General features: G+C 72.7%; 17 protein-coding genes. 4 read left to right on the top strand and 13 right to left on the bottom strand.

The genetic code is table 11. The annotated features are described in order from the left end of the window. Positions 1–7: 7 nt before the first annotated feature. Positions 8–505: a pyridoxamine 5'-phosphate oxidase family protein gene (locus tag ACPXCB_RS12720; protein ID WP_425875079.1), complete on the top strand. Its 498-nt coding sequence runs from the start codon at positions 8–10 to the stop codon at positions 503–505. Here the strand turns inward: ACPXCB_RS12720 and ACPXCB_RS12715 are convergent. Beyond that, positions 477–1,247 (bottom strand): DUF2306 domain-containing protein, encoded by a 771-nt coding sequence (locus ACPXCB_RS12715; protein WP_425875077.1) that lies wholly within the window; start codon positions 1,245–1,247, stop codon positions 477–479. The genes ACPXCB_RS12720 and ACPXCB_RS12715 overlap by 29 nt on opposite strands. A gap of 341 nt (positions 1,248–1,588) precedes the next feature. Between ACPXCB_RS12715 and ACPXCB_RS12710 the strand changes: the two genes are divergently transcribed. Continuing rightward, complete coding sequence (locus ACPXCB_RS12710; RefSeq protein WP_425875075.1) at positions 1,589–2,356, top strand: RluA family pseudouridine synthase; 768 nt, start codon at positions 1,589–1,591, stop codon at positions 2,354–2,356. Positions 2,357–2,587: 231 nt separating this feature from the next. Then, the gene (locus tag ACPXCB_RS12705; protein WP_425875073.1) at positions 2,588–3,538 is read left to right on the top strand and encodes an alpha/beta fold hydrolase; all 951 of its coding nucleotides are present in this window, start codon (positions 2,588–2,590) and stop codon (positions 3,536–3,538) included. Here the strand turns inward: ACPXCB_RS12705 and fxsT are convergent. The 12 genes from fxsT to ACPXCB_RS12645 all read right to left on the bottom strand — a co-directional run bounded on the left by fxsT (position 3,532) and on the right by ACPXCB_RS12645 (position 20,039). Next, positions 3,532–7,443, bottom strand: a complete 3,912-nt coding sequence (gene fxsT, locus ACPXCB_RS12700; RefSeq protein WP_425875071.1) for an FxSxx-COOH system tetratricopeptide repeat protein — start codon at positions 7,441–7,443, stop codon at positions 3,532–3,534. The genes ACPXCB_RS12705 and fxsT overlap by 7 nt on opposite strands. Beyond that, positions 7,440–8,651, bottom strand: a complete 1,212-nt coding sequence (locus ACPXCB_RS12695; RefSeq protein ID WP_425875069.1) for a TIR-like protein FxsC — start codon at positions 8,649–8,651, stop codon at positions 7,440–7,442. The genes fxsT and ACPXCB_RS12695 overlap by 4 nt, the downstream gene beginning before the upstream one ends. Next, entirely contained in the window at positions 8,638–9,318 is a 681-nt protein-coding gene (locus ACPXCB_RS12690) for a TIR-like protein FxsC (protein ID WP_425875067.1), read from the bottom strand. The genes ACPXCB_RS12695 and ACPXCB_RS12690 overlap by 14 nt, the downstream gene beginning before the upstream one ends. Before the next feature lie 77 nt (positions 9,319–9,395). Continuing rightward, positions 9,396–10,199 (bottom strand): aminoglycoside N(3)-acetyltransferase, encoded by an 804-nt coding sequence (locus ACPXCB_RS12685; protein ID WP_425875065.1) that lies wholly within the window; start codon positions 10,197–10,199, stop codon positions 9,396–9,398. Next, positions 10,190–12,535 carry an FxsB family cyclophane-forming radical SAM/SPASM peptide maturase gene (locus ACPXCB_RS12680; protein WP_425875461.1) on the bottom strand — a complete coding sequence of 782 codons (2,346 nt, stop codon included), beginning with the start codon at positions 12,533–12,535 and terminating at the stop codon, positions 10,190–10,192. The genes ACPXCB_RS12685 and ACPXCB_RS12680 overlap by 10 nt, the downstream gene beginning before the upstream one ends. 243 nt (positions 12,536–12,778) lie before the next feature. Further along, positions 12,779–13,681: a DUF4231 domain-containing protein gene (locus ACPXCB_RS12675; RefSeq protein ID WP_425875063.1), complete on the bottom strand. Its 903-nt coding sequence runs from the start codon at positions 13,679–13,681 to the stop codon at positions 12,779–12,781. A 65-nt stretch (positions 13,682–13,746) separates the two neighbouring features. Further along, positions 13,747–14,196, bottom strand: coding sequence for a SitI3 family protein (locus ACPXCB_RS12670; protein WP_425875061.1), 450 nt, complete (start codon positions 14,194–14,196; stop codon positions 13,747–13,749). Between the two features lie 15 nt (positions 14,197–14,211). Then, entirely contained in the window at positions 14,212–14,634 is a 423-nt protein-coding gene (locus tag ACPXCB_RS12665; protein WP_425875459.1) for a hypothetical protein, read from the bottom strand. A gap of 188 nt (positions 14,635–14,822) precedes the next feature. Beyond that, positions 14,823–15,350, bottom strand: coding sequence for a DUF6244 family protein (locus ACPXCB_RS12660; RefSeq protein ID WP_425875059.1), 528 nt, complete (start codon positions 15,348–15,350; stop codon positions 14,823–14,825). A gap of 93 nt (positions 15,351–15,443) precedes the next feature. Then, positions 15,444–18,548, bottom strand: coding sequence for an FG-GAP repeat domain-containing protein (locus tag ACPXCB_RS12655; protein WP_425875058.1), 3,105 nt, complete (start codon positions 18,546–18,548; stop codon positions 15,444–15,446). A gap of 169 nt (positions 18,549–18,717) precedes the next feature. Further along, entirely contained in the window at positions 18,718–19,776 is a 1,059-nt protein-coding gene (trpS, locus tag ACPXCB_RS12650; RefSeq protein WP_425875056.1) for a tryptophan--tRNA ligase, read from the bottom strand. Positions 19,777–19,862: 86 nt separating this feature from the next. Then, entirely contained in the window at positions 19,863–20,039 is a 177-nt protein-coding gene (locus ACPXCB_RS12645) for a hypothetical protein (RefSeq protein ID WP_425875054.1), read from the bottom strand. Positions 20,040–20,460: 421 nt separating this feature from the next. Here ACPXCB_RS12645 and ACPXCB_RS12640 point away from each other — a divergent pair, with 421 nt between their 5' ends. Next, the gene (locus ACPXCB_RS12640) at positions 20,461–21,822 is read left to right on the top strand and encodes a condensation domain-containing protein (protein ID WP_425875053.1); all 1,362 of its coding nucleotides are present in this window, start codon (positions 20,461–20,463) and stop codon (positions 21,820–21,822) included. Positions 21,823–21,830 lie beyond the last annotated feature (8 nt).

The following is a 21,830-nucleotide window of genomic DNA, read 5'->3' as shown; positions in this document are numbered from 1 at the left end:
GGAACCCATGGTGAACCGTGAGCCGGTCGCGGAACCGTCCTTTGCCAGCGAAGGCTCCAAGCCGATGCCCTGGTCGCAGGCGCGTGAGCGGCTGACGGAGGCGGGCGAGTTCTTCCTGTGCACGGTCCGGCCGGACGGCCGGCCGCACGCCGTGCCGCTGCTGGCCATGTGGCTCGACCAGAGCATGTACTTCTGCTCCAGCGAGACCGCCCACAAGGTCGACAACCTGGCCGCCAACCCGCACTGCGTCCTCACCGTCGCCAGTCCGGAGCTGGACCTGTCGATCGAGGGCACGGCATCCCGGGTCAGCGACTCGGCGACGCTCAAGCGCGTCGCCGAGGCGTACGGGGAGAAGTACGGCTGGGAGGTGACCCCGGTCGACGGTGGGATCGACGGCGACGGGATCGGCCCGTCGCCGTACATCGTCTTCGAGGTGGCCCCGGCCAAGGTCATCGGCATGGACAAGGGCTCCGGCTTCAGCGCGACCCGGTGGCGGTTCGACTGAGCGTGCCGGCCGGGGGTGTCGGCTGAGCGCCGAGGCGTGCCGGGCGGGGGGTGCGGTGCAGCCACCAGTAGGCGATGGCGAGGTTCACCAGCACGCTGAGCCACCCGCCCGCCTCGGCGGCGACGACCGGGTTCATGGACAGCCCGGTCGCCATGCTGAACAGGAAGAGCACCCGTCCCCACATGGTCTGCAGGGCGAAGGCGAAGCTGTAGACCATCCACTTCCGGTGCTCGGCGTAGCGGCGCTGACGGGCCGCGCGGAATCCGAGCACCGTCGTGGCGATCCATCCCACGGAGGCCAGCGCGCTGCCGAGCAGCCCGTTCGGCACCGCGGCGAACGGCATGAGGACGAGCGCGAGCAGCGCGGACGGGATGGCGCCGGCGAAGACGTACAGCCGCCCGCTGAGCCGGTGCACCCTCGGGTACCGCAGGCGCAGCCACGGCCAGGCCTGGAGGCACAACGTCACCAGCGCGATGGTGCCGAAGAGGATGTGCACCACCAGGACGGCGTAGTGCGACGCGAAGCCGTCGTTCAGCACCACCCGTGACTGGCTCGGGTCGAGACCGAGGTACGGCGGCAGGACGAACAGCAGGAAGGCCCCGTTCAGCGCGACCAGTGGCACGATCCACGGTCGTCTCCACCACGGCACGGACGGTCCCCGGGCACCCGCCTTGCGCACCGGCGGTCGGGACTGTTCGGCCTGCCGCGTCGGGCTGCCTGCCTCCTCCACGTACTGGGTCACGGTTGGATTCCTCCCAGGTCCGGACCGGGCTCTCCGCGCCGGTCTGTCTCGACCCCCATGTGCCGTTTTCACGGTAGAGTCCGACAACCCGTCATATTTCTTTCAACGTGCTGGCCTTGCCATTGGTCCGCTCCGTGGGGCGGCGTACGGAGATGGGCGCGGGCGCGATGCCCCCGGGGCGCGACGCCGCTCGACGTCGGGGCGGGCGGTCGCCGGGTTGGTATCCTTCGCCGTGCCGGCCCACCTGGCCCGGCTCGACCCCGCTCCGCGCGTCACCGATGTCCCGGGGCCGGCCGTCGGCGACACCGAGCAGCTCAGCACAGTCGAGAGCCGAGGCGATGATGACCACCTTCAGTTGGTCGGAACTTCGGCGCGATCCCATCCACGAGGACGACCACCTGCTCGTGCTCGACAAGCCGCCGGGCATCTCCGTGATGGGTGAGCGGCACGCCGAGTCCCTGACCGACCTGGCCGCCGCCGCCGGGGAGCCGGTGCACTGGGTGCACCGCATCGACAAGGTCACCTCGGGGCTGCTGCTGCTGGCCAGGACGCCGTCGGCGCACGCCTCGCTGACCCGGCAGTTCGCCAGCCGGGGCGCCGACAAGCGCTATCTGGCCTGGGTCGAGGGGGCGCGGCTGCCCGAGACCGGCACCATCGACCTGCCGCTGCGGCCGGGCCGCAAGGGCACCATCCGGATCGCGGGCGAGCGCGAGGCCATCCGCTACGACGCCGACCGCCGCCGCTTCGCGCTGCCGGAGTCGGCCGTCGACCGGTCCAAGCCCTCCTACGAGTCCCGTACCGACTTCGCCACGGCGCTGGTCAGCGGCGACCGTACGCTGCTGGTGCTCAAGCCGGTCACCGGCCGGCGTCACCAGATCCGGGTCCACCTGGCGTGGCTCGGCTTCCCGATCGTCGGCGACCCGCTGTTCCACCGCGGGCAGGCGGACCAGCGGACGTACCTGCACTCGTGGGGCTGCGAGATCACCTGCGACTGGCGGGACGAGCCGCGTACCCGGTTCTGGGCCGCGCCCGGCGAGGAGTTCCTCGACGTCTTCGCCGACGGCCGGAAGCCCCGGCTCGACGACGCCCTCGACGCGCTGACTGCCTGACCGTCCCACCCCGCCACCGGCGTCCCTGGTCGAAGCAGTCGCCGGAAGTTCCAGCGGCGGCAGACCGGAGGTGTCGTTTCCGACAGATCCGGCCCCTTGTTCCCGCTCGCCATAGCGGCGCGGCGGGCCCGACCATTAGGCTCGATTGCTGAGTGGAGCAGTCGGACATCGTCTCCACTCGATGCCGGGTTGCGAGTATTGGCTGGTTGCGGCACCGAAGGGCAGGACGGAGTGACCCGAGACGGCGAGCCAGGGGCCGACTTCGCCGAACGCGAGGACAGCAGACGCGTGGCGTACGAGGTGACCGGCGCGCCCGACGGCTTCCCCGTCTTCCTGCTCCACGGCACGCCCGGCAGCCGCCGTGGCCCGAAGCCGCGCGGCATCGTCCTCTACCGCATGGGCGTCCGGCTGATCGCCTACGACCGACCCGGCTACGGCGACTCCGACCGGCGCGAGGACCGCGACGTCGCCGACGCCGCCCGCGACGTGGAGGCGATCGCCGACCACCTGGGCGTGGAGCAGTTCGCCGTCGTCGGCCGCTCCGGCGGCGGCCCGCACGCCCTCGCCTGCGCGGCCGACGCCCGGCTGCGCGGCCGGGTGACCCGGGTGGCCGTGCTGGTCAGCCTCGCCCCGTGGAACGCCATCGAACTGGACTGGGTCGGCGGCATGAACACCGGCAACGTGCGCGGGTTCGGGGTCGGCAGCCCCGACACCGCCGCGGTGGTGGAGGAGATCCGCCAGCGCGCCGAGCGGGCCGCCGCGGACCCGCGGCTGCTCCTGGCGGACCTGAGGACGGAGATGAGCGCGGCGGACCGCCGGGCCGTCAACGACCCGGCGCTGCGCCGGCTCATCACCGACACCTACGCGGAGGCGCTCCGCTCCGGGCCGTACGGGTGGATCGACGACGTGCTGGCGTTCCGCCGCCCCTGGGCGTTCGACCTGTCGGCGATCGACACCGCGGCGACGCCGGTGCGGCTGTGGCACGGCGCCGACGACAACTTCGCCCCGGTCAGCCACGGTCGTTGGCTGGCCGCGCAGATACCCGGCGCCGAGATGGACGTCCGGCCCGGGGCGGCGCACTTCGACGCGGTCGAGGAGTTGCCGCGCATCCTGCGTTGGCTCGTCGACCCCGACGCGGCGCTCGGCGCCGACCTGCTGATCGGCGCCCGGCCCGGTCAGTAGGGGTGCGGGTCGAGCACCCGGCGCACGTACCGCCCGTCGCGGAGCACCACGACGCTGGGGTGGTGCTGCCCGATCCGGTTGGCGAGCCGGTCGGCGAGCCGCATCCGTCCGATGCTCACCCGCCCGCCGGACAGCGCCTGCTGGGCGGTCTCCAGGTTGCCCCGGCTGCGCAGCGTGTCCGGGTGCTCGGCCCCGAGCACCTCGGTCAACTGCTCCACCACGGCCCGCAGCCGGTCGCGTCCCTTCTCCGTCTCCCCGGCGAGGATGGTGAAGACCGCGACGTTGTTGGCCGCCGCCATGGCGAACGGGTGCCGGTCGCCGAGCGCGGCGAACACCTCCCGCGTCGTCGTCTCGGTGAGCGACCGGCCGGTGCCCGTGTCGCCGGCGTCCCACAGGGCCACGCCCAGGTTGATCCGGCAGACCAGCGAGTACGGGTGATCGGCGCCGAACAGCCGGACGAACATCTGCTCCACCTCGCCCAGCTCCGTCAGCGCCTGCGCGCTCTGCCCCTGCAACATCAGGTTCGCCGTCCGGCTGAGCCAGCTGAACAGGGTGTCGGGGCTGGTCGGCCCCTGGGTGGCCAGCAGCCGCTGGTAGGTCTCGTCGAGCAACTGGGCCGCCTCGGCGATCTCCCCGGTGCTGCGCAGCGACACGGCCAGGTTGGCCTGCGCGGTGAGCAGGTCCCGGGAGTGCTCGCCGAAGAGGTTCCGGTAACCCGTCACCGTCTCCCGCAGCAGCGCCACGGAACCCTCGTAGTCGCCGGTCTCCCGCAGGTCGCGGGCGAGGTTGTTGGCCGACGCCAGGGTGTGCGGATGCTCCGGCCCGAGGACGACCCGCAGCCGGCGGTTGGTGGCCCCGTCGCCGTCGAGGGCCTTGTCGAACATCCCCATCAGCCGGTAGGACGCGGCCAGGTTGTTCGCCGCCGTCAGGGTGCGCCGGTGGTCCTCGCCGAAGACCTCGACCGACGCGGCGTACGTCCGCAGGTCACGATCCAGCGCCTCCCGGTAGCGGCCCAGGGTACGCAGGTCGGCCCCGTAGCCGCCGGCGGTCATGAGCGTGTGCGGGTGGCTGTCGCCGATCAGCTCCTCCTGCTGGCGCAGGGTGTCCTCGTCCAGGCGGTGGGCCTCCTCGAAGCGCCCGAGGCTGCGCAGCACGTTCGCCCAGTTGAACCGCAGGTGCAGCAGCTGGACGCGCAGCTTGCGGTGCTCCGTCCCGTCCGGCGGCAACTCCGCCAGCAGCGCCGACCACACGGCCTCGGTCTCCCGCGCGTACCGCTCGCCCTGCTCGAAGCCGCCGTTGACGTAGATGTAGCGGACCCGGTCGATGACGAGCTGTCGGACGTTGTCGTCCCGGCAGGAGATCGCGTCGGAGCCGTCGAGGTGCGGCCAGAGCATCCGGAACCGCTGCCGGTTCGCCGGGTCCTCCACCTCGCCCGGCGGTCGCGACCCGGCGAGGATGCGGTGCACCTCGTGCTTGGCGGTGACCAGTTCGTCGTCGGACATGCGGGCGCGCAGGGCGTTCTGCAACAGCCGGTGCACCTGCACCCGGTGGGCGTGCGGGTCGAGCTTGATCAGCGCGAGCTTGTTCATCCGCTGCACCAGCGCCGCCGCGATGTCGCGTTCGGACACCCGGTCGGCGACCCGGGCGGCGACCACCGGGTCGTGCGGGGCGATGACCTGGGCCACCTGGTCGCCGTAGAGCAGTTCGAGGGAGATCTCCGGGGCGAGCACCGACGCGAGCTGGAGCAGCCGGTACGCCCCCGGGGAGCCCTGCCTCAGCCGTTGCAGCGGGAGGTCCCAGACCTCCGTCTCCAGGCCGGTGCGGCGCAGCCCGGCCAGGTACTCGTCGACCGGCGTCCGGGTGTCGGCCAGCCACGCCCCGACCGTCGCGACGAAGATCGGCACGTTCTCCACGGCGTCGGCGACCTGCTCGGCCTCGGCGACGCTCATCAGGTGCTCGCCCAGCCGGGCGCGCAGGTGCGCCACGCTCTCCGCCCGCTCGAACGCCTCCACGTCCACCGCCCGCGCCAGGTCGCCCCAGTCCGGGTTGCGGGTGGTGACCAGCACGTGGCCGTTGCCCTGCGGCAGGTAGGGCCGGACGTCCTCGTACTGGTCCGCGTTGTCGAAGATGAGCAGCCAGTGCGGCGGGGGGCTGCCGTCGGGGCGGCGCTCGGTCTGGCCCAGCCGCTGCCGCAGGGCGCGGTTGGTCTCCGGGATGGTCGTCTGGGCCGGCAGGCCCAGCTCGTCGCTGAGCTCCGTCATGATCACGTCGACGAACTGCGGCGGGTCGGCGGCCACCCACCAGATGATGTCGTACGCGCCCCGGAACCGGTGCGCGTACTCGATGGCGAGCTGCGTCTTGCCGAGACCGGGACCGCCCCGCAGCGCGACCGGGGTGCCGCCCCCGCCCGCCGCCTTCAGCTCCTCCCGGAGCCTGCGCAGCAGGTCCTCGCGCCCGGTGAAGCGGGCATTGCGGGCCGGCGCGTTGAAGACCGTGGCGCGCACCCCCGGGAAGCGGGCGGGACGCAGGCCGGTCGCGCCCGCCGTGCGTCCCACCAGCTTCAGCAGGTGGGACGCCGCGTCCTCGGCGGTGAGGTCGTGCACGGCCGTCCAGCTGCCGACCGGGACGTCCGGCACCGGCGGGGTGTCGTCGACGTGCACGGCCAGCCAGCTCGGCGCGCCCCGGTCGCCGTCGGTGTCGGGGCGGGCGCGCCGGGCCGCCAGGTAGGCCCGGGAGACCAGCCGGACCTCCCGGAAGGCCGGGCCCGTCGGCTCGGGCGCCGGCCCGTCCAGGGGGGCGGTGACGACCCGCAGGTCGGCCGAGTTCAGCACGGCCTGCGCCCACTCCGCCCAGACCTGGTCCTCGGGCACGTGCCGCAGCACGATCAGCTCGTCCACGACCGTCGGCTTACGCTCGAAGCGCTGCACCGTCCGGCGGCGCAACTGGTCGTCCATCCGGGGCAGACCGGTGATCCTGCCGTTGGTGATGTGGCTGGTCAGCGTCTCGTACGCGGACAGCAGCGTGGTCCGGCCGCCCGGCTCGTCGCCGAACGTCGCCAGCGTCTCCTCGTAGGCGTAGTACGCGCGGTAGGGCACCTCGACGGTCAGCCAGTACGCCTGCCGCTCGCTGTCGGTCATGCCGCCCGGCAGGCCGGCGAACTTCTGCATGGCCAGCGACCGGCCGGCGTCCCGCTTGCTCTTCTCCCCGTCGTCGACGCGCATCGGCACGGGCAGCACCCGCCGCGCCCGGCGTCCCTCGTAGTCGCGGACCCGGGCGGCCACCGCCGCGGCGCCGTCGATGCCCTGGTCGCTGAGGGTGAAGCAGTCGATCAGGACGTCGGGCAGGTGGATGGTGCAGATCTCGGCGACGTCGCTGATCCCGGTGCGGCTGTCGATGAGGGCGTAGTCGTAGTGCCGCTTCATGTCCTCGCGCAGCGCGTCGAAGAACTGCGCGCCGCCGAGCCGGTTGTAGAAGTTGTCCCAGTTGAGGCCGGTCACGTTGGTCGCGTAGTCGGGGTTGTGCCGCCCGGCCAGCAGCAGGTCGAGGCTGCCGCCGCCGGGGAACTCCCAACCCACCGAGAACGCGTAGCGGTGGACCCGGGCGTACTCCCGGTGCCAGTCGCCCGGCCGGGAGTCGGCGCCGGTCTCCTCGCGCCGGCGCCCGTTCTCCCACTCGTAGTCCAGGATCAGGTCCATCACGCCCCCGGTGGTGGCGACCTGCTCCGGGTCGAGGAACGGGGCGTAGAACCGGTGCAGGCCGGGAGACTCCAGGTCCCAGTCGGCGACGAGCACCCGCTGGCCGTTCGCGGCGAGGATCCACGCGGTGTTGGCCAGCGCCATGGTGCGGCCCGTACCGCCCTTGTAGGAGTAGAAGGTGACGACCTGCCCTTCGCGCGATGGCGTCATCGCTCGTCCTTCCCTCGCGTCGTGTCGAACGGCCGCGTCGGCGGCAGGCCCGGACCGGTGACCGGCGGGCCGTCGGACGGCCGGGACGGCCGCAGTGTCGGCTTCGGAGCGGCCGGGCCGTCGGGCGGGTACACCGGACCGTGCCGGAGGAACTGCTTGCGGGCCTCGGTCACCAGCAGCGGCGCGCAGCGCTCGAACTCGTCGATCGCGCGTGCCGGCAGCACCCGGGGGAATCCGGCGTCCTGCAACGTACCGGCGATCGACTCGGGCGCCGACTCGCCACGCTCGTGGTCGGCGGCGATGACCAACGGGACGACCCAGCGCGGCAGGCCGTCCAGCGCGGCCCGGGCGGCGACGGCACCGGTCGCGGCGTCCACCAGCACGACGGTGGGGCTCTCCGGCGCCAGGGCGCGGGCCGCCGCCAGGTCGACTACCCGGGTGGGCAGACCCAGCCGCTCGCCGGTCGCGGCGACGTAGTCGGCCACCGCCAGCTCGTGCTGCCCGGCGTACGGCCGCCACCGCGCGTGCTCGGTGAGGGTGGTGACCACCAGCGCCGGGCCGCCGCCGTCGGTGACCGGGTGGCTGGACAACGTCGCCGCCCGGGAACGGGCCAGCGGCTGTGTCTCGGTCACCGTGACGATGCGCGCCGCCAGCGCCGCGAGGACGCTCTCGTACTGGCGGCGGTAGGCGCTGAGCTTGCAGAGGGCGCGCAGCCCGTTCTCGGCGTAGTCGGCCCGGTCGTCGGCGTCGTGGACCAGGTCGAGGGCCTGCGTCGTCTCGGGCCGGTCGCCCCAGGACGGCAGGGGCAACCACAGCACCGGCAACAGGTGCCGCTCGGCCCGCGCCGGGGCGAGCCGGGTGAGCCGGCTGCGGAACGACTCGCGCTCGCCCAGCGCCCACGCGTTGCGGAAGTAGTTCGGCGAGTGCAGGGGCACGAAGACGTGCGTGAGGCTGAGCGCCTCGGTGAGGGTCTGCCTGAGGTCGGCCCCGGGGCTGACCTGACCGTCGAAGAAGCCGGCGTCGAGGTCGCCGCTCCTCGTGGCGCCGCGCCGCACGGCGGCGGCCAGGTCGTGGAAGAACCGGCTGACCCAGTAGTCGGTGTCCGGCCGGGACGCGGCCGACAGCGGCACCGAGTGGGCGTAGCTGAGGAAGAAGTAGGTCTCCCGGCGCGCGACGGCACGGGCTCCCGTGAGGTCAGACCACGTCATGTCCGACCTCCTCGAACGTCTCGCGCAACTGCCGTACGTCCGTCGGGACCTCTGCCCGTACCCAATGGTTCTGGTAGGCCCGGGCGATCCGCTGCGCGAGCCGCCAGACCACCGCGTCGTAGGCGTCCTTGCCGTTCTTGCCGAGGCTCAACAGGCCGTAGATGCCCTCGTCGTGGTACTGCGGGGCGATGTCCGAGGGCAACCGGGTCGGGGTGAACATCTGCCGCCGCGACACCACCTCCGGCAGCCGTCGACGGTCCACCACCGACCAGTTGACCGGGATGACCGGTGTCTCCCCGGCGGACGGCTCGGCGCCAGGCCGCTGCAGGACCTGCCGCCGGGCGAACGCGTCCCACTCCTTGGCGCACCAGGCGCTGTTCAGGTACTGCGGCGAGATCAACGGGATGAAGACCTGGCACTGGCCGGCGGCGAAGGCCAGGTCCTCGGTCCACACCTGTCCGCCGTCGAGCATCCGGTCCATGAATCCGGCCGTCCGTCCCGGGCCGAGGCCGAGCAGCTCGACGACGTGGTCGGACAGGTCGACGAAGAGCTGGAAGACCTTCTGGTTGGTGTCGCGCGGGGGTGCCGCCACCCGGTTCTTCGTGCGGGCGTAGCTGAGGAAGAACACGGGGGCGCTCTCGTCCTCCCCGTACGTATCCTCTGCCACTTACCGCTCCCGACCGGTGCAGCGACTCCCAGCCGTCCACAGTATCGACAGCCGCCAACCCGTCGCTGCCCCGTTCGTCACCGGCGGTGCTCATCCATCCACCCTCGGGCGAAGTCGACGGCCACCCGGAGACCCACGAGCCGGGCGTCGGCGCCGCCGACCCGCCCGGTGCGCACCGGCCCGGCGCCCGTCAGGGCCCGGCCGATCAGCGGGAAGTCGGAGTCGTGGAGGTCCGGGGCCCGGAAGTCGCGCCGGACCCGCCGCCCGGCGGCGTCGCGCACGTAGCACCGGTACGCCCGGTCGGCCGGCGGGCGGCGCAGCCGGTACTCGGCCAGGTGGAACGCCGTGCAGACCGACCAGTCGACGCCGAGCAGCAGCACCGCGGCGTCGGCGGCGTGGAGCGCGCCGAGGGGCGAGCGTTCGCCGAGGTGGCAGTCGAGGTCGTGGACGGCGGTGAGCCGGGCCGCGTCGGGGCCGAGGGCGGCGAAGGAGGTCTGCGGGTGGCGGCTCCGGGACGCCCCCGGCTGTCGGCGTACGTGCTCGGCGAAGACCCCCATGCCCTCGGCGGGGGTGCGCTCCGGGTCGAACGGCACGATGGCCGCCTCCGCCGCCGCGACCCCGGCGGCGCCCATGCCGGCGGTCGCCGCCCGGAACGCCCGCGAGGTGGTGGAGTTGCCGGCTGTCTGCGCCGGTACGACCACCGTGCCCGAGCCGCCCAGCACGTCCCTCAGGGCGGCCAGCAGCGTGGTGGGACCGCCCGCCACCCGACCGAGGCGGGACAGGGCGCAGTGCACCAGCACGGTGGACCCCGGCCGCAGTCCCAGCGCGCGCAGGTCCGCCGTCAGCGTGGCCCGCCGGAGCGGGCCGGCGGTCACGGCCATCTGTCCACCGTGGCGCGCATCCCCCCGACGAACCGCTCGCCGGCGGCGGTCAGGACGCCGAGGTCGAGCAGGGCGTCGAGGGCCCCGTCGGTCCAGTCCCGGTAGCGGCGGAAGTGGCCCCCGGCGGCCGGCCCGGGGCGGTGGCGCCACACGTCGGCGACCGCCAGATGGGCGTAGACGCCGTGCAGCACGCCCTCCACCGGGCGCGGGTCGTCCCGCCACGGCACGCGCAGCGTCCGGGTGTCGTCGCGGTCGAACAGGTCGCAGACGTCCAGCACCGCGCTGAGCTTGAGGTGCTGCACCTCGTGCACCAGCAGCACGGCGAGGGTGGCGTCGTCGGGTACGGCCGTGACGGCCACGGCGCCGAAGGCGGCGCCGGCGGCGGCGCTGCGGAACCGGCCGGTCGGCTCCGCGCGCAGCGGCACGACGGCCCGCAGCAGGGTGCGGACCCCCGCCGTGTAGCTGGTGGCCTCGGCGTCGATCCGCCGCACCGCCCCCTCCAGCCGCCGCGTCCACCCCAGCGCGGCGGCGCCGGAGAGCCGTGGCTCGACCGGCAGGTTGTAGCCGTCCCGGTGCGGATCGGTGTCCTCCAACAGCAGCCGGTTGCCGCCGAGCCGGACGGCACGCACCGGCAGCCAGCCGTCCGGCCCGTCCTCCCGGGCCGGGTCGCCGTCGTGGCCCGGGAGGACGGCGATCCGCCGGCCGGCGAGCCGGACGTCGCCGTCGTCGACGACGAGCCTGACGACGCCCCGCTCGGCACCGGCCGCGAGCGCGCCCAGCGTCGGCAGGCTGACCACCCCGTCGCGCACCGGGACGGGCAGGTCGGCCCGGACCCGGGCGCGGACGGCGGCGGCCGCCGCCACGCAGGCCAGGTAGGACAGCTCGGCCGTCCCGTCCCGGCAGCGCCGGGCCCAGCGGCGCACGAAGGGGTGGGCCAGCACGGCGCGGACGGCGTCGGGGTGCGCGTCGTCCAGGTGGACCAGCAGCCGCCACCCGTCGGCCGCCACCGGGTCGCCCGCGGCCCGCTCGCTGAGCGCGACCAGCAGGGCGCGCACCAGCGCCAGGTGGACGGCGGCGAGTTGCGCGGCCGAGCCCGCCGTGCCCGCGCCGGTCGCCAGGTCGTCGAGGACGCGCGGGTGCAGCGAGTCGGTGGGCCGGGCGGGTGCGTCGGCGACCGGTGCCGCCGTCACGACCCGGACGAGTTCCAGCAGGTCCGGGCAGTAGACGGACGGGTTGTCGAAGCCGTCCCCGGCGCGGTACCGGTGGGCGTAGAGCCCGCCGCCGCAGTGCCCGACCACCGGGCACGCGCGGCAGGTCGCGCAGAGACCGTCGAGACCGGTCTGCCGTACGGCGATCGCCGGGTGGGCCGCGGCGTCGTCCACCCGGTGGCGGAAGACGTCCAGGCCGGTGGCCGCGGCGCCGTCGAAGGCGGACTTGAGCGAGTCGACCTGCTCGAAGGTGCCGTCGGTCTCGACGACGACCAGGTCGGCCGGGCCGAGCCCGACCGCCTCGCTGCGGCTGCCGTGCCCGGACGCGGTGGAGAGCAGGGACTCCAGCAGGCGGATCGGCACCGGACGCCCGTCGGCCAGCCAGCGCCGGTGGACGGCCAGCAGCCAGTCGGCGTACGGAGTGGCGAGGCCGTCGGGCCGGGCGGGCGGGTTGTCCCAGTTGGCGTGCGGCAGCAGGAAGTCGACGTGCGGCGGCTCCTCGGCCAGCAGCGCCTCGTACACCCGGATCGGGTCGTTGGCGAGGTCGACGGTGCAGAGGATGCCCGCGTAGCTGCTGCGGTACGCGGGGCTGCGCAGCAGCGACAGCGCCCGCAGCACCTGGCGGTGGCTGCTCGACCCGTTGGCGTGGCGGCGGTGCCGGTCGTTGGCGGCCCGGTCGCCGTCGAGCGAGATCCCCACCTTTACGTCGTGGGCGACCAGCACGTCGCAGGTCGCCGGGGTGAGCAGCACGCCGTTGGTCTGCATCCGCAGGTCGAGCCGGGCCACCGGGCCGATGACGCGTCGCAGGGTGGCGGCGGTGGAGTCGAGCCGGGCGGTGCCGGCGAGCAGGGGCTCACCGCCGTGCAGGACCACCCGTACGACGCCGAGCCGGTGCGCCGCCGCGTGCTCCGCGATCCGCTCCGCGACGGCCGTCACCGTGGCGGGAGCCATCACCCGGGGCTGGCGCCGCCAGGACTGGTCGGGGTGTTCGTAGACGTAGCAGTGGTCGCAGGCGAGGTCGCAGCGGCTGGCCAGCTTCAGCACGTACTGCGTCAGCGGGGCGACCTGCCCGGTCGGCCGACCGCCCGGCCCGGCTGGCTCAGATCGCAGAGATGAAGGCCGCGACATCGACACGGGCCGGGCGATCCTCCCTGCGGCTGGTCACGCGGGCGACGGAGCGGGCCCGGCCGAGCGGGATCCGGCCGAGCGGGGTACGCCGGAGGTCGTCCAGTGGCGGCAGGGTCGGATCGGGCTGGCATGCGGTGCGATCCACGTCGGTTCCCCCATTTGGATTCGGGAGTGGACGGACGACCGCCCACGACGACGGTCAACGGCGACTATCGACGATGCTATATGGCACAACCTGTGATGTCACGGCTGCGCAGCGCCATCCTGCTCGATCATCTTCGCCATCCAGCCCTCGTTCGACAGCGAGATGATGCGCTCCGCCTCGGCGACGAACGCGTCGTCGTCGGCCCAGCCCAGCCCGGCCTCGCGGACCGTGCGCAGCCGGGTCAGCTGGTCGGCGGTGCGGGCGTACTCGATCTGGTGGTGCTCGTACTGCTGGGCTGAGCCGTAGCCGACCAACGCCGTGGTCACGGCCGCCGCGACACCGATCCAGGCGGTGAGGCCGAGGTTGTCGCCGAGCACCCCGACCGTCGCTGAGACCAGGGCGGCGGCGATCGTCAGCCCCGTCGCCGCGTACCGGACCCGCCGCGCGGCGCGGGCCGTCCGGCGGGCCGCCGGCAGGTAGTAGCCGTCGACCTGCCGCTGCAACCGTTCCGTCACGTACGTGGCCACGTCCGAGACGGCTGGCAGCGGACGGTCGGCCGGCGGCGCGTCCAGGGTGCGGCCGACCAGGTCACCGGCGTCGTCCATGAGCGCGTCGAACCGGCCGAGCAGGACGGCGTCCCGGTCCGCGCCGCCGAACGGGGCGACCCCGGCGAGGTAGCGGTAGGTGTCCGCCTTCAGCGCCTCGGAGACCGAGCGGAGCCGGGTCCACGCGTGTACCGCGTCCCGGGAGGACCACCGGGCCGCCAGCGGCACCACGAGCAGCGCCGCCGCCGCGACGATCGCGAGCGCCCGCCCCACACCGGGGTGGGCGTGCCCGAGCTGGTTGGCGAGGGTGCCGCACACGGCGGCCCCCACGGTGAGCGCGGCGATGGTCAACCGCGCACGGGTGATCGCACGCTTGGCCTCGCCGGACGCCCGTGACCAGGCAGCCTGCCGCTGCCAGATCGTCGCGACCGCTGCCGGGACATCGAAGTTCGCCACAATCCGATGGTAGGACGGCCGCGCCCGCGCCAGGGGGACCCGAAATGGCCGTTGCGATCTGCGGGTCAGCGGGGCAGGAAGCTGTCGTACGCCTCGTCGTACCAGTCGGCCTCGTTGTGCCGGCGGAGCGCGCCGTTCACCCGGGTCAGCATCAGCCAGTTGTCGTTGAGCACCAACGCCGCGTCCTCGGGCCGGCTGGCCAGCACCCGGCCCACGGTACGCAGCATGTGCGGCTTGCCCTTGTCCGTAAGCGTGTCCTTGCGCATGTGGAAGCCGATGTCGACGTAGGTCTCCGGCTCCCACTCCCACTGGACGCCACCGTCATCTTCCGCGCCGTAGTACCCGTGACTGCCCGACGTGATGCTGACGACATACCCGCACTCCTCGTTCAGGTTGGCACTGAGCAGGCGGTTCCCGGCCGGCGTGGGTGTCTCGGCGGCACCCGGAGCGGCGAGTCCGGCCACGAGCTCCAACGGGATGTCACCGGCCAGCGTCAGTCGGTAGGTGATGGACATGTGTGGCGCCTTCCCTCAGTTCCGCCGGACGATTTCGACGATCGTGCCGTTCCGTGTGACCGCCACCAGTTCCTCCAACGCTGGTACCGGCCAGTCGTCGAACTGCTTCTGCAGGGCAGCGAGGTCTCCCCGCCAATCCTGGAGGTTCAGCACCACTCGCTGCGTCTGGGCGTCCGTGATCTTCCTCGTGACCGCGCTTCCGATGGCTCGGACTGAGGTGGTGGGACCGGGAGAGTAGCAATCGAAGATGAGCCCTTCGATCAGGTAATCCGGCGACCTTTCCGGATCGACGACGTCGCCGGTGTTCCGCCGGGCTGTTGCGATCTCCTGTTTCGTCGGGTTCTGGTGCACCCGGTAGCCCTGGTGGGCAATCTTGTCGGCGGTCTCGTTCTCCAGTTCCAGGCTGCGGCGTTCCGTTGGTCTCTCCTTCGCCGGGATTCGGGTGCGTGGTCCGGTCGGTGCGCCGCCGAGGGAGCCGGTGGCGGGCCTGGTCCAGAACGCAAGACCGGGTGTGGGGCCCTCGTGCTCGGGGTCGTGGTCGGCGGTGTCGGTGTCGTCCGCCGGGGAGGCGCTGGGGGCGGGTGCTGTGGCGGTGGGGCTGGACGGTGTGCTGCCGCCAGCCCCGGTCAGTTTCCCGCCGACCCCAGCTGTCGGGCCTCGGCGATCGCCGTCTCGACCGCCTGCCGGGCGGTGGAGGTGCGTTGGGCGACCAGGCTCAGGACCTGCGTGATGCTCTCCAGGGACTGCACGAGCGGGCCGGGCTGGCCGCCGTGCAGGACGGTGGTGACGAGTTGTCGTGTCTCGCGGACCTGCGCGGCGGTGGCGGCGGCAGCGTCGCGGATGCCGTCGCACGCGTTGCGCACCGGTGCCAGGCCGGTGATCGTCTCGTGCGGGCTGGCCTCCTGCGGAACGGCCGCGGTGGCCTTCGTGGCCTCGGTGATCGTCGTGGCGACGCTGCCCAGGCCGGCCCTGATTTCCGAGATGGCGTCGCGGACCCGGGCCAGGCCGGCCGCCACGGCGGCGAATCCGGCGGTGGCGGCCCGCAGAGCCACCTCCTGTGCCTGGTTGTCGGCGGCGGCGGCCAGCCCCTGCGCCCTGTCGACGCCGGTCGTCAGCGCGCGGAGCTCTGCGGTGATCTTCTCGATGTGCGACACGCGACCGACTTCCCGATCGACGACAGTGGAGGCGATCGACGCTACCGCCCCCGGACGCCGTGGGGCGTCCGGGGGCGGGTCGTGGGGGATCGATCAGATTAGGATCTTGAACATGTTCCAGCCGCTGCCGGCCCTGACCGGGGCGGCGAAGGAACCGTCACCGCGGCCGGCGTGCAGCCACAGGACGCCGTTGGCGTCCCGGGAGACCACGTCGTTGCGGGTGTCCTCGTTCAGGTCGCCGATGGGTACGACCGCGTTGTAGGCGCTCCAGCCGGTGGAAACCTGCGCCCGGCCGCTCCAGCCCTTGTTGCCGTTGCTGAAGTACCGGTACATGGTGCCGGTGGTGTCGATGCCGAGGAGGTCGCCGTGGCCGTCGCCGTTGAGGTCGCCGGCGCCGATGACGCGGGGGTACGTTCCCCAGCCGGAGCCGACCTGGACGCGGGGGTTGATGCCGCCGGTGCCGGTGGTGGTGTAGAGCCAGAGCTTGCCGTCGGTGTCGATGCCGAGGATGTCGTCGTGGCCGTCGTTGTCGACGTCGCCCGGGGCGAGGATCGACCGGTACAACATCCACCCCGCACCCAGGCTGACCGTCTGCGCGCCACCGAATCCCAGGTAGCCGGTGCCCCGATACGCCTTCATGCCGCCATTGCCGTCCCGCACGAGCAGATCGGGATACGCGTCGCCGTCGTAGTCGCCGAACGGCACCAGGGCCGAGGTCCGGGCGGCGCCGGAGCAGCTGAGACACCAGTCCTCGGTGTATCCGTTGCTGTAGAGCTGGCCGGGAGCGGCCCCCGAGGATTGGGTGCCGTACCAGTGGCCCTCACCGGTGGACTTCACGCCGAGCAGGCCCGGCCCGCCGAGGCAGCTGTAGCCGCGGACGGGGAAGGTGCCGCAGCCGACGAGCATCTCGCCGGAGCCGACCGTGGCGGGTGCCGCGGAGTCGGTGGGCGTGCCGCTCAGCGTCCACGTGTACGCCCCGTTGAGCGCCGGCTGCCCCGAGGAGAGCCGGCCGTCCCACCGTAGGTCGACGTACGTCCGGGCCATCGCACCGGAGGCGCGGTGGACCACCTCGCCCGTCCACTTGCGGGAGATCGAGAGCTGCCAGGTCCAGAGCGGGCGGGTCAGCCCCACACCCGCCTGCCACGGGTACGTGTCGGTACGCGGGTTCGTCATCTCCTGCGCCCACACGCTGCCGAGCTGGGGTGCGGTGCCAGGCACCCCGGCGTCGACCACGTGCACGGCGCGGTCGGCGTCGACGTACGCGACGCCGGAGCCGTGCCGGTCGACGGTCCAGGTGACGTCCCGGCCGTCGGCCGGCGTGCCGGCGGGCAGGTCGGCGAGCTTCACCGGGGTCTGGAGGGCGCCGTCGTGGAAGGCGGTCATCACCAGGCTGGCGGTGGCGCCGTCGTGCCGGACGAGGAAGCCGTCGCCGAGCAGCGCCGGCCCCGACGGCACGGTGAGATTCCTGCCCGCCTTCAGGTCGTGGACGCCCGCGGGGCCGGTGGGGCCGCAGGCCCACCAGAGCCAGCTGGCGCTGGTCTGCACCTCGGTCGGCACGCAGCCCGCGCCGGTGGCGACGGTGCGGGTGGTCTTTCCGCTCGACAGGTCGATCGCCGTCAGCTGGCCGGCGGTGGCCGTCGCCGTCCATAGCGTGCCGAACCAGAGGGCGGCTCCGGTCTTCGGCATGGTCCGGACCACCTGGTCCGTCGTGATGTTGACGACGTGCTGGTCGTTCGAGACACCGTCGCCGACGAGAAGCCACGGGCCCGCGGCGTCGAGGATCCGACCGTTCCGGGTGGGCAACGTGGTCTGGTCGTACCCGGCCCTGCCGTCGTGCACCGTCACCGCGGTGTCCACCGTGCCGGTCGTCAGGTAGGCGGCGCCGCGGTCGGTTCCGTCGACGAGGCGTACGCAGCTCGAACCCGTCGCGCACGGCACCGGAGTCCCCCGCAGGATCGCCCTGGTCCCGGGCGTGATTCCGGGGTCGGGGAAGACCGGGTGGTCGAAGGAGACGTACTCGGTCGCGCCGGTCTTCGGCGACACCTGGGACTGGACGTGCCGGAGCAGGCCGCGTCGGTAGCTGATCCCGGCGTTCTCCACCGGGTCCCGCACCGGGAGCAGCGGCGCGACCGTGGGGGTCTGGCCGGGTCGCCCCGTGATCCGCTGCACCGCCCAGTCACCGGGGCCCGAACCGCCGACGACCAGGGCCGTGCCGTCCGGGGCCTGGACGAGCCCCCGGAGGCCCCAGGAGATCTTCGGCAGCAGCGTGGGGCGGGGCGCGGTGGTCTGCACCGGCAGGTAGGTCGCCGGGAAGTACTCGCCCGTGTCGTCGACCTGACTCCGGCTGATCACCACGCCGCCGTCGACGACGACCGTCCGGAGGAGACTGTCCTGCGGGACCGTCACCAGCCGGGCCGAGGTGTCAGCGCCGCTGGTCAGGCCGCTGCGGGAGTAGAGGTGGTACAGGCCGCTGCTGGACATCCAGCCAAGGGTGTCGCCGGAGAGGCGCCAGAAGGTCGACGGGACGCCGTTCGGGATCCGCTTCACGGTGGCGGTGGCGAGGTCGAGCAGGCCCATCCGCTGCGTACCGTCGGCCAGGTAGCCGACCACCACCGAGCTCTCGTCGCCGACCGGCGGCAACCCGCTGGGCTTGGCATCGCTCGGGATGCCGGTCACCGGCGTGGTCGTCGAGGTGCCGTCGGCAGCGAAGGTGCGCAGCTCCAGGTTCACGCCGGTGAGCGGTGGCTTGCGCAGCAGCATCCGTTGGCCGTACACGCCGTAGAGAGCGTGGTCGGCGGGGATCTCCCACTGCTGCCAGCTCTGGTCGGCGAGGTCGAGCACGCTGACCTTGCCAGGTGCCGGCCTGGCCGGCACCTGGGCCGTGGTGGAGACGCTGTCGCCGCCGGCCGGCTTGAGCGTCGACGCCTGGACGCCCGCCAGGTCCCCGACCACGACGGTCGTGCCGGTGTCGTAACGGGTCCACAGGTAGTCGGTCGACTTGTTGTGCGAGTGCAGGAAGCCGGTGCGGCCGGCGAAGTACACCGCCTCGAAGGCGGGCGCCGTCGCGTCCTTGCGCGGGATGACGGAGATCTCGCGGGGTGCGGTGCCGGGGTCGGCGGTGGCCGGCGCGGCCGGCACGGTCAGCAGGCCGAGGGCGAGGGTGGTCGCCAGGGCGCCTGCCGGGATACTGCGGCCCAAAGAAATCCTCCTGGACGGGGGCTGCGCGAAGATGTGCGCAGCGTACCGACAGGCAGGACCGTGAATGTGCCGCCGATCGGCTGACCCTCGCGCGGACGGAGGGGCAGCCGGTCGGCCCGGAACCGCACGAGGTCCGCGGTTCCGGGCCGGACTCCGGTCGTACGACCGCTCAGGTCGACGTGGCCGTGGCCTTGCGGTGCCGCTCGGCCCGGCGGCGCACCTGCGTGTACGCGCTGGTCAGCCCCATCGCCCGGCGGACCTCGACGAGCGTCTGCCGCACCTCGTGGCGGGTCCGTTCCGTGCCCTCGAAGATCAACTGGTCGACCAGCCCAGGCTCGGCCTCGATCCGGGCCCGGCGCTCCCGGATCGGGTCCAGGAACCGGTCGAGCGCGACGGCAAGTTTCTCCTTCACCTCCACGTCGCCGACCCGCCCGGCCCGGTAGCGCTCCTTGAGGTCGTCGACCTGCGCCCGATCGGGGTTGAAGATGTCGTGGTACGCGAAGACCGGGTTCCCCTCGACGGTGCCGGGCACGTCGGCGCGGATCCGGTTCGGGTCGGTGTACATGCCCAGCACCGCACGGCGGACCGTCGCCGAATCGGCGGAGAGCACGATCGCGTTGCCCAGGCTCTTGCTCATCTTCGCCCGGCCGTCAGTGCCGACCAGGGTCGGCGTTTCCGACGCGATCGTCTCGGGCACGGGGAACACCTCCCCGTAGAGGTGGTTGAAGCGCCGGGCGATCTCCCGCGTCACCTCCACGTGCGCCGCGTTGTCCTTGCCGACCGGAACGACCTGCCCCTTCACGCAGAGGATGTCGGCGGCCTGGAGCACCGGGTACCCGAGCAGGCCGTAGGGCATCTCCTCCTTGCCGGCGTCGCGGGCCATGTCCTTGAGCGAGGGCACGCGTTCCAGCCGGGGCACCGTGACCAGGTTCTGGAAGAGGGTGTTCAGGTCGCCGACCTCCGGGATGGCCGACTGGAGGTAGAAGGTGGCCCGCGCCGGGTCGACGCCGGCGGCCAGGATGTCGGTGACCATCTCCCGGGCGTTGCCCGCGACCCGCTCGATGTCCTCGCGGGTGTTCCGCGTGGTGAGCATGTGCAGGTCGGCGATGATGAAGAAGCTCTCGTAGCGCTGGTGCAGCCGCACCCGGTTGGCGATGCTGCCGACGTAGTGGCCGAGGTGCAGCCGCCCGGTGGGACGGTCCCCGGTGAGCATCCGTGCAACGGACATGGTGGTACGCCTTTCGTGCCTGGTGGACGAGGTGTGCGCGGGCGCGCGTCGACCGGGGATGTCATCCCGGGTCGGTCAGGGTCGGCTCAGTGAGCCGAACGCCATCGCGCGCCGTCGCGGAACCGCAGTCCACCGGCACGAAGTACGTCGATCATCCGCTCGCGGCCGTCGTCGGAGCGGGTCGGAGAGGTGGTCACGACACCGAGCGGGAGGCCGTCGACCGGGTCGACGACCTCCGGCGCGTAGCTGATCGGCCGGACCATGCCCCCCACGGTAGCCGATCCGACCGTGCCCGTGCCCGCGCTCAGCCCTGCCGGTAGGTCTCCCGGTAAGGGCCGCCGATCCGCCCGTCGGTGGCCTCCACCCGGTAGCCGACCAGGTCGAGCGGGGTGCCGGGGCCGGGGGCGCCCGGTCCGTCGCCGCCGGCTCCAACTTGTCCGGCGGGACGGCCTCGGTGTTGGCGCCTGGAGTACCCCGCTGGCGAGGGCGGACGGGTCGTCACATCGGCCACCATCAGCGACTCGCCCTATCAGGGCACTCGATCGATGTCAACATCGATCCTGTATGGACAACTGATGTGCTTCGAGTTAATTTGAGTCCCCGCTGCGCAGGCTGAGTGGCCGATCAGTCTAAAAGCGCTGGCCGTGGAGCGATAAGGGCTGGTTGGCGGGACTGTTGGCGTCCATGAACGAGGCAGCACAGATAGCGGTAACAGCCATGAATCCAATGACACTTCCTTCGTCGGTTTCCGTGGTTCAGGAAAACCGGCTGCTCCGCGAAATTCGTGCGCGCCGAGCCGGCCTCGAGACCTATTCCTATCTGGTCCAGACAGTGCTCGAGGTGGACGCCTCGGTGGATCTGGCCGCGATAGAGGCCGCCCTCACCAGGGTCGCCGAGCGACACGACGTGCTGCGCACCGCCTTCGTCCTGCCGGAGGAGGGCGAGGAGATCGCCGTCGCCGTCGCCCCGGCGGTACGCCCGCGGCTCACCGCGACCCACCTGGCCGGTCTCTCCGCCGAGGAGCGCATCGAGCAGGCGACCACCGTCCAGAACGAACTGCTGGTCAGCCAGGTCGAGCTGACCAGGGCCCCGCTCTGGCACGGCCGGGTGCTCACCTTCGACGAGCACCCGACCCTGGTGATCCTGGTCGTCGAGCACATGGTCTGCGACGGGCACTCGCGGGCCGTCCTGGCCGAGGATTTCGCCGCCGAACTCGACCGGCACCGTAGCGGGGTGACGGCCCCGCGGCCCCGACCCGACCAGTACGCCACCTGGGTCGACTGGCAGCGCCGGATGCTGGCCGGACCGGAGGGCGAGGAGCTGATCGGGTTCTGGCGGGAACACCTGGCCGGGACGGTGCCGTTTCCCCCGTTGAACGCGCCGGAGGGAGACCCGGAGGCGCCCACCGAGTGGGCCGCCGAGCGGGTCGAGTTCGCCGGCGAGCAACGGGACGGACTGCTGGCGCTGGCGCGCAGCCAGGGGTTGACCGCGTACATGGTGTATCTGGCCCTGATCGTGGACGCGTGGGCGCGGGTGACCGGCCAGCACGACTTCGTCGTGCACTCCCCCTGCGCCAACCGGACCACCGACGTGTCTGAGCGGGTCGTGGGGTGGCTCGCCCACTCCATCCCGATGCGATGGCACGACCTCCCCCGGCAGACCCCGTCCGAGCTGTTCCGGTCGGTGCGGAGCCTGGTCCGGGACACCATGTCCTACCAGGACCTGCCGCTGCCCATGATGACCAGGACCTTCCAGCCCGACAGCCACGGGCGGGCCCGTCGGCGCGAGCGGCTGTACTACTCCTACCTCCTCCAGCAGACGCAGGAGTGGGCCATGGAATCGGGCGGAAAAGTGCGCCTCATCGATCTCCCGGAACAGGATCCGACGTCGGATTCTGATTTGTCGATTATTGTGCGGGACGTGCCGGAACGTACCACCGTCTCGATCGAGTTCAACCCGAGGCAGATCGCCGCCGGATTCATCGCGGAATTCGCCGAGGCCGTCCGGGAATCGATGCTGAAAGCGTCCTCGACGCGCCCGTCCTGATGGAACAG

Origin of the sequence: Micromonospora sp. DT62 (assembly GCF_049847285.1) — a bacterium.
Lineage (GTDB): Bacteria > Actinomycetota > Actinomycetes > Mycobacteriales > Micromonosporaceae > Micromonospora > Micromonospora reichwaldensis.
The sequence above is the reverse complement of the archived record's forward strand: the minus strand, read 5'-3'. Positions and strand labels throughout refer to the sequence as shown.

Bases quoted from the DNA above. Each gene is read 5' to 3' on its own strand.
- ACPXCB_RS12720 (WP_425875079.1), top strand. From the start codon at position 8: ATGGTGAACCGTGAGCCGGTCGCGGAACCGTCCTTTGCCAGCGAAGGC.
- ACPXCB_RS12710 (WP_425875075.1), top strand. From the start codon at position 1,589: ATGACCACCTTCAGTTGGTCGGAACTTCGGCGCGATCCCATCCACGAG.
- fxsT (WP_425875071.1), bottom strand. From the start codon at position 7,443: ATGACGCCATCGCGCGAAGGGCAGGTCGTCACCTTCTACTCCTACAAG.
- ACPXCB_RS12695 (WP_425875069.1), bottom strand. From the start codon at position 8,651: ATGACGTGGTCTGACCTCACGGGAGCCCGTGCCGTCGCGCGCCGGGAG.
- ACPXCB_RS12685 (WP_425875065.1), bottom strand. From the start codon at position 10,199: ATGGCCGTGACCGCCGGCCCGCTCCGGCGGGCCACGCTGACGGCGGAC.
- ACPXCB_RS12680 (WP_425875461.1), bottom strand. From the start codon at position 12,535: ATGTCGCGGCCTTCATCTCTGCGATCTGAGCCAGCCGGGCCGGGCGGT.
- ACPXCB_RS12670 (WP_425875061.1), bottom strand. From the start codon at position 14,196: ATGTCCATCACCTACCGACTGACGCTGGCCGGTGACATCCCGTTGGAG.
- trpS (WP_425875056.1), bottom strand. From the start codon at position 19,776: ATGTCCGTTGCACGGATGCTCACCGGGGACCGTCCCACCGGGCGGCTG.
- ACPXCB_RS12645 (WP_425875054.1), bottom strand. From the start codon at position 20,039: ATGGTCCGGCCGATCAGCTACGCGCCGGAGGTCGTCGACCCGGTCGAC.
- ACPXCB_RS12640 (WP_425875053.1), top strand. From the start codon at position 20,461: ATGAACGAGGCAGCACAGATAGCGGTAACAGCCATGAATCCAATGACA.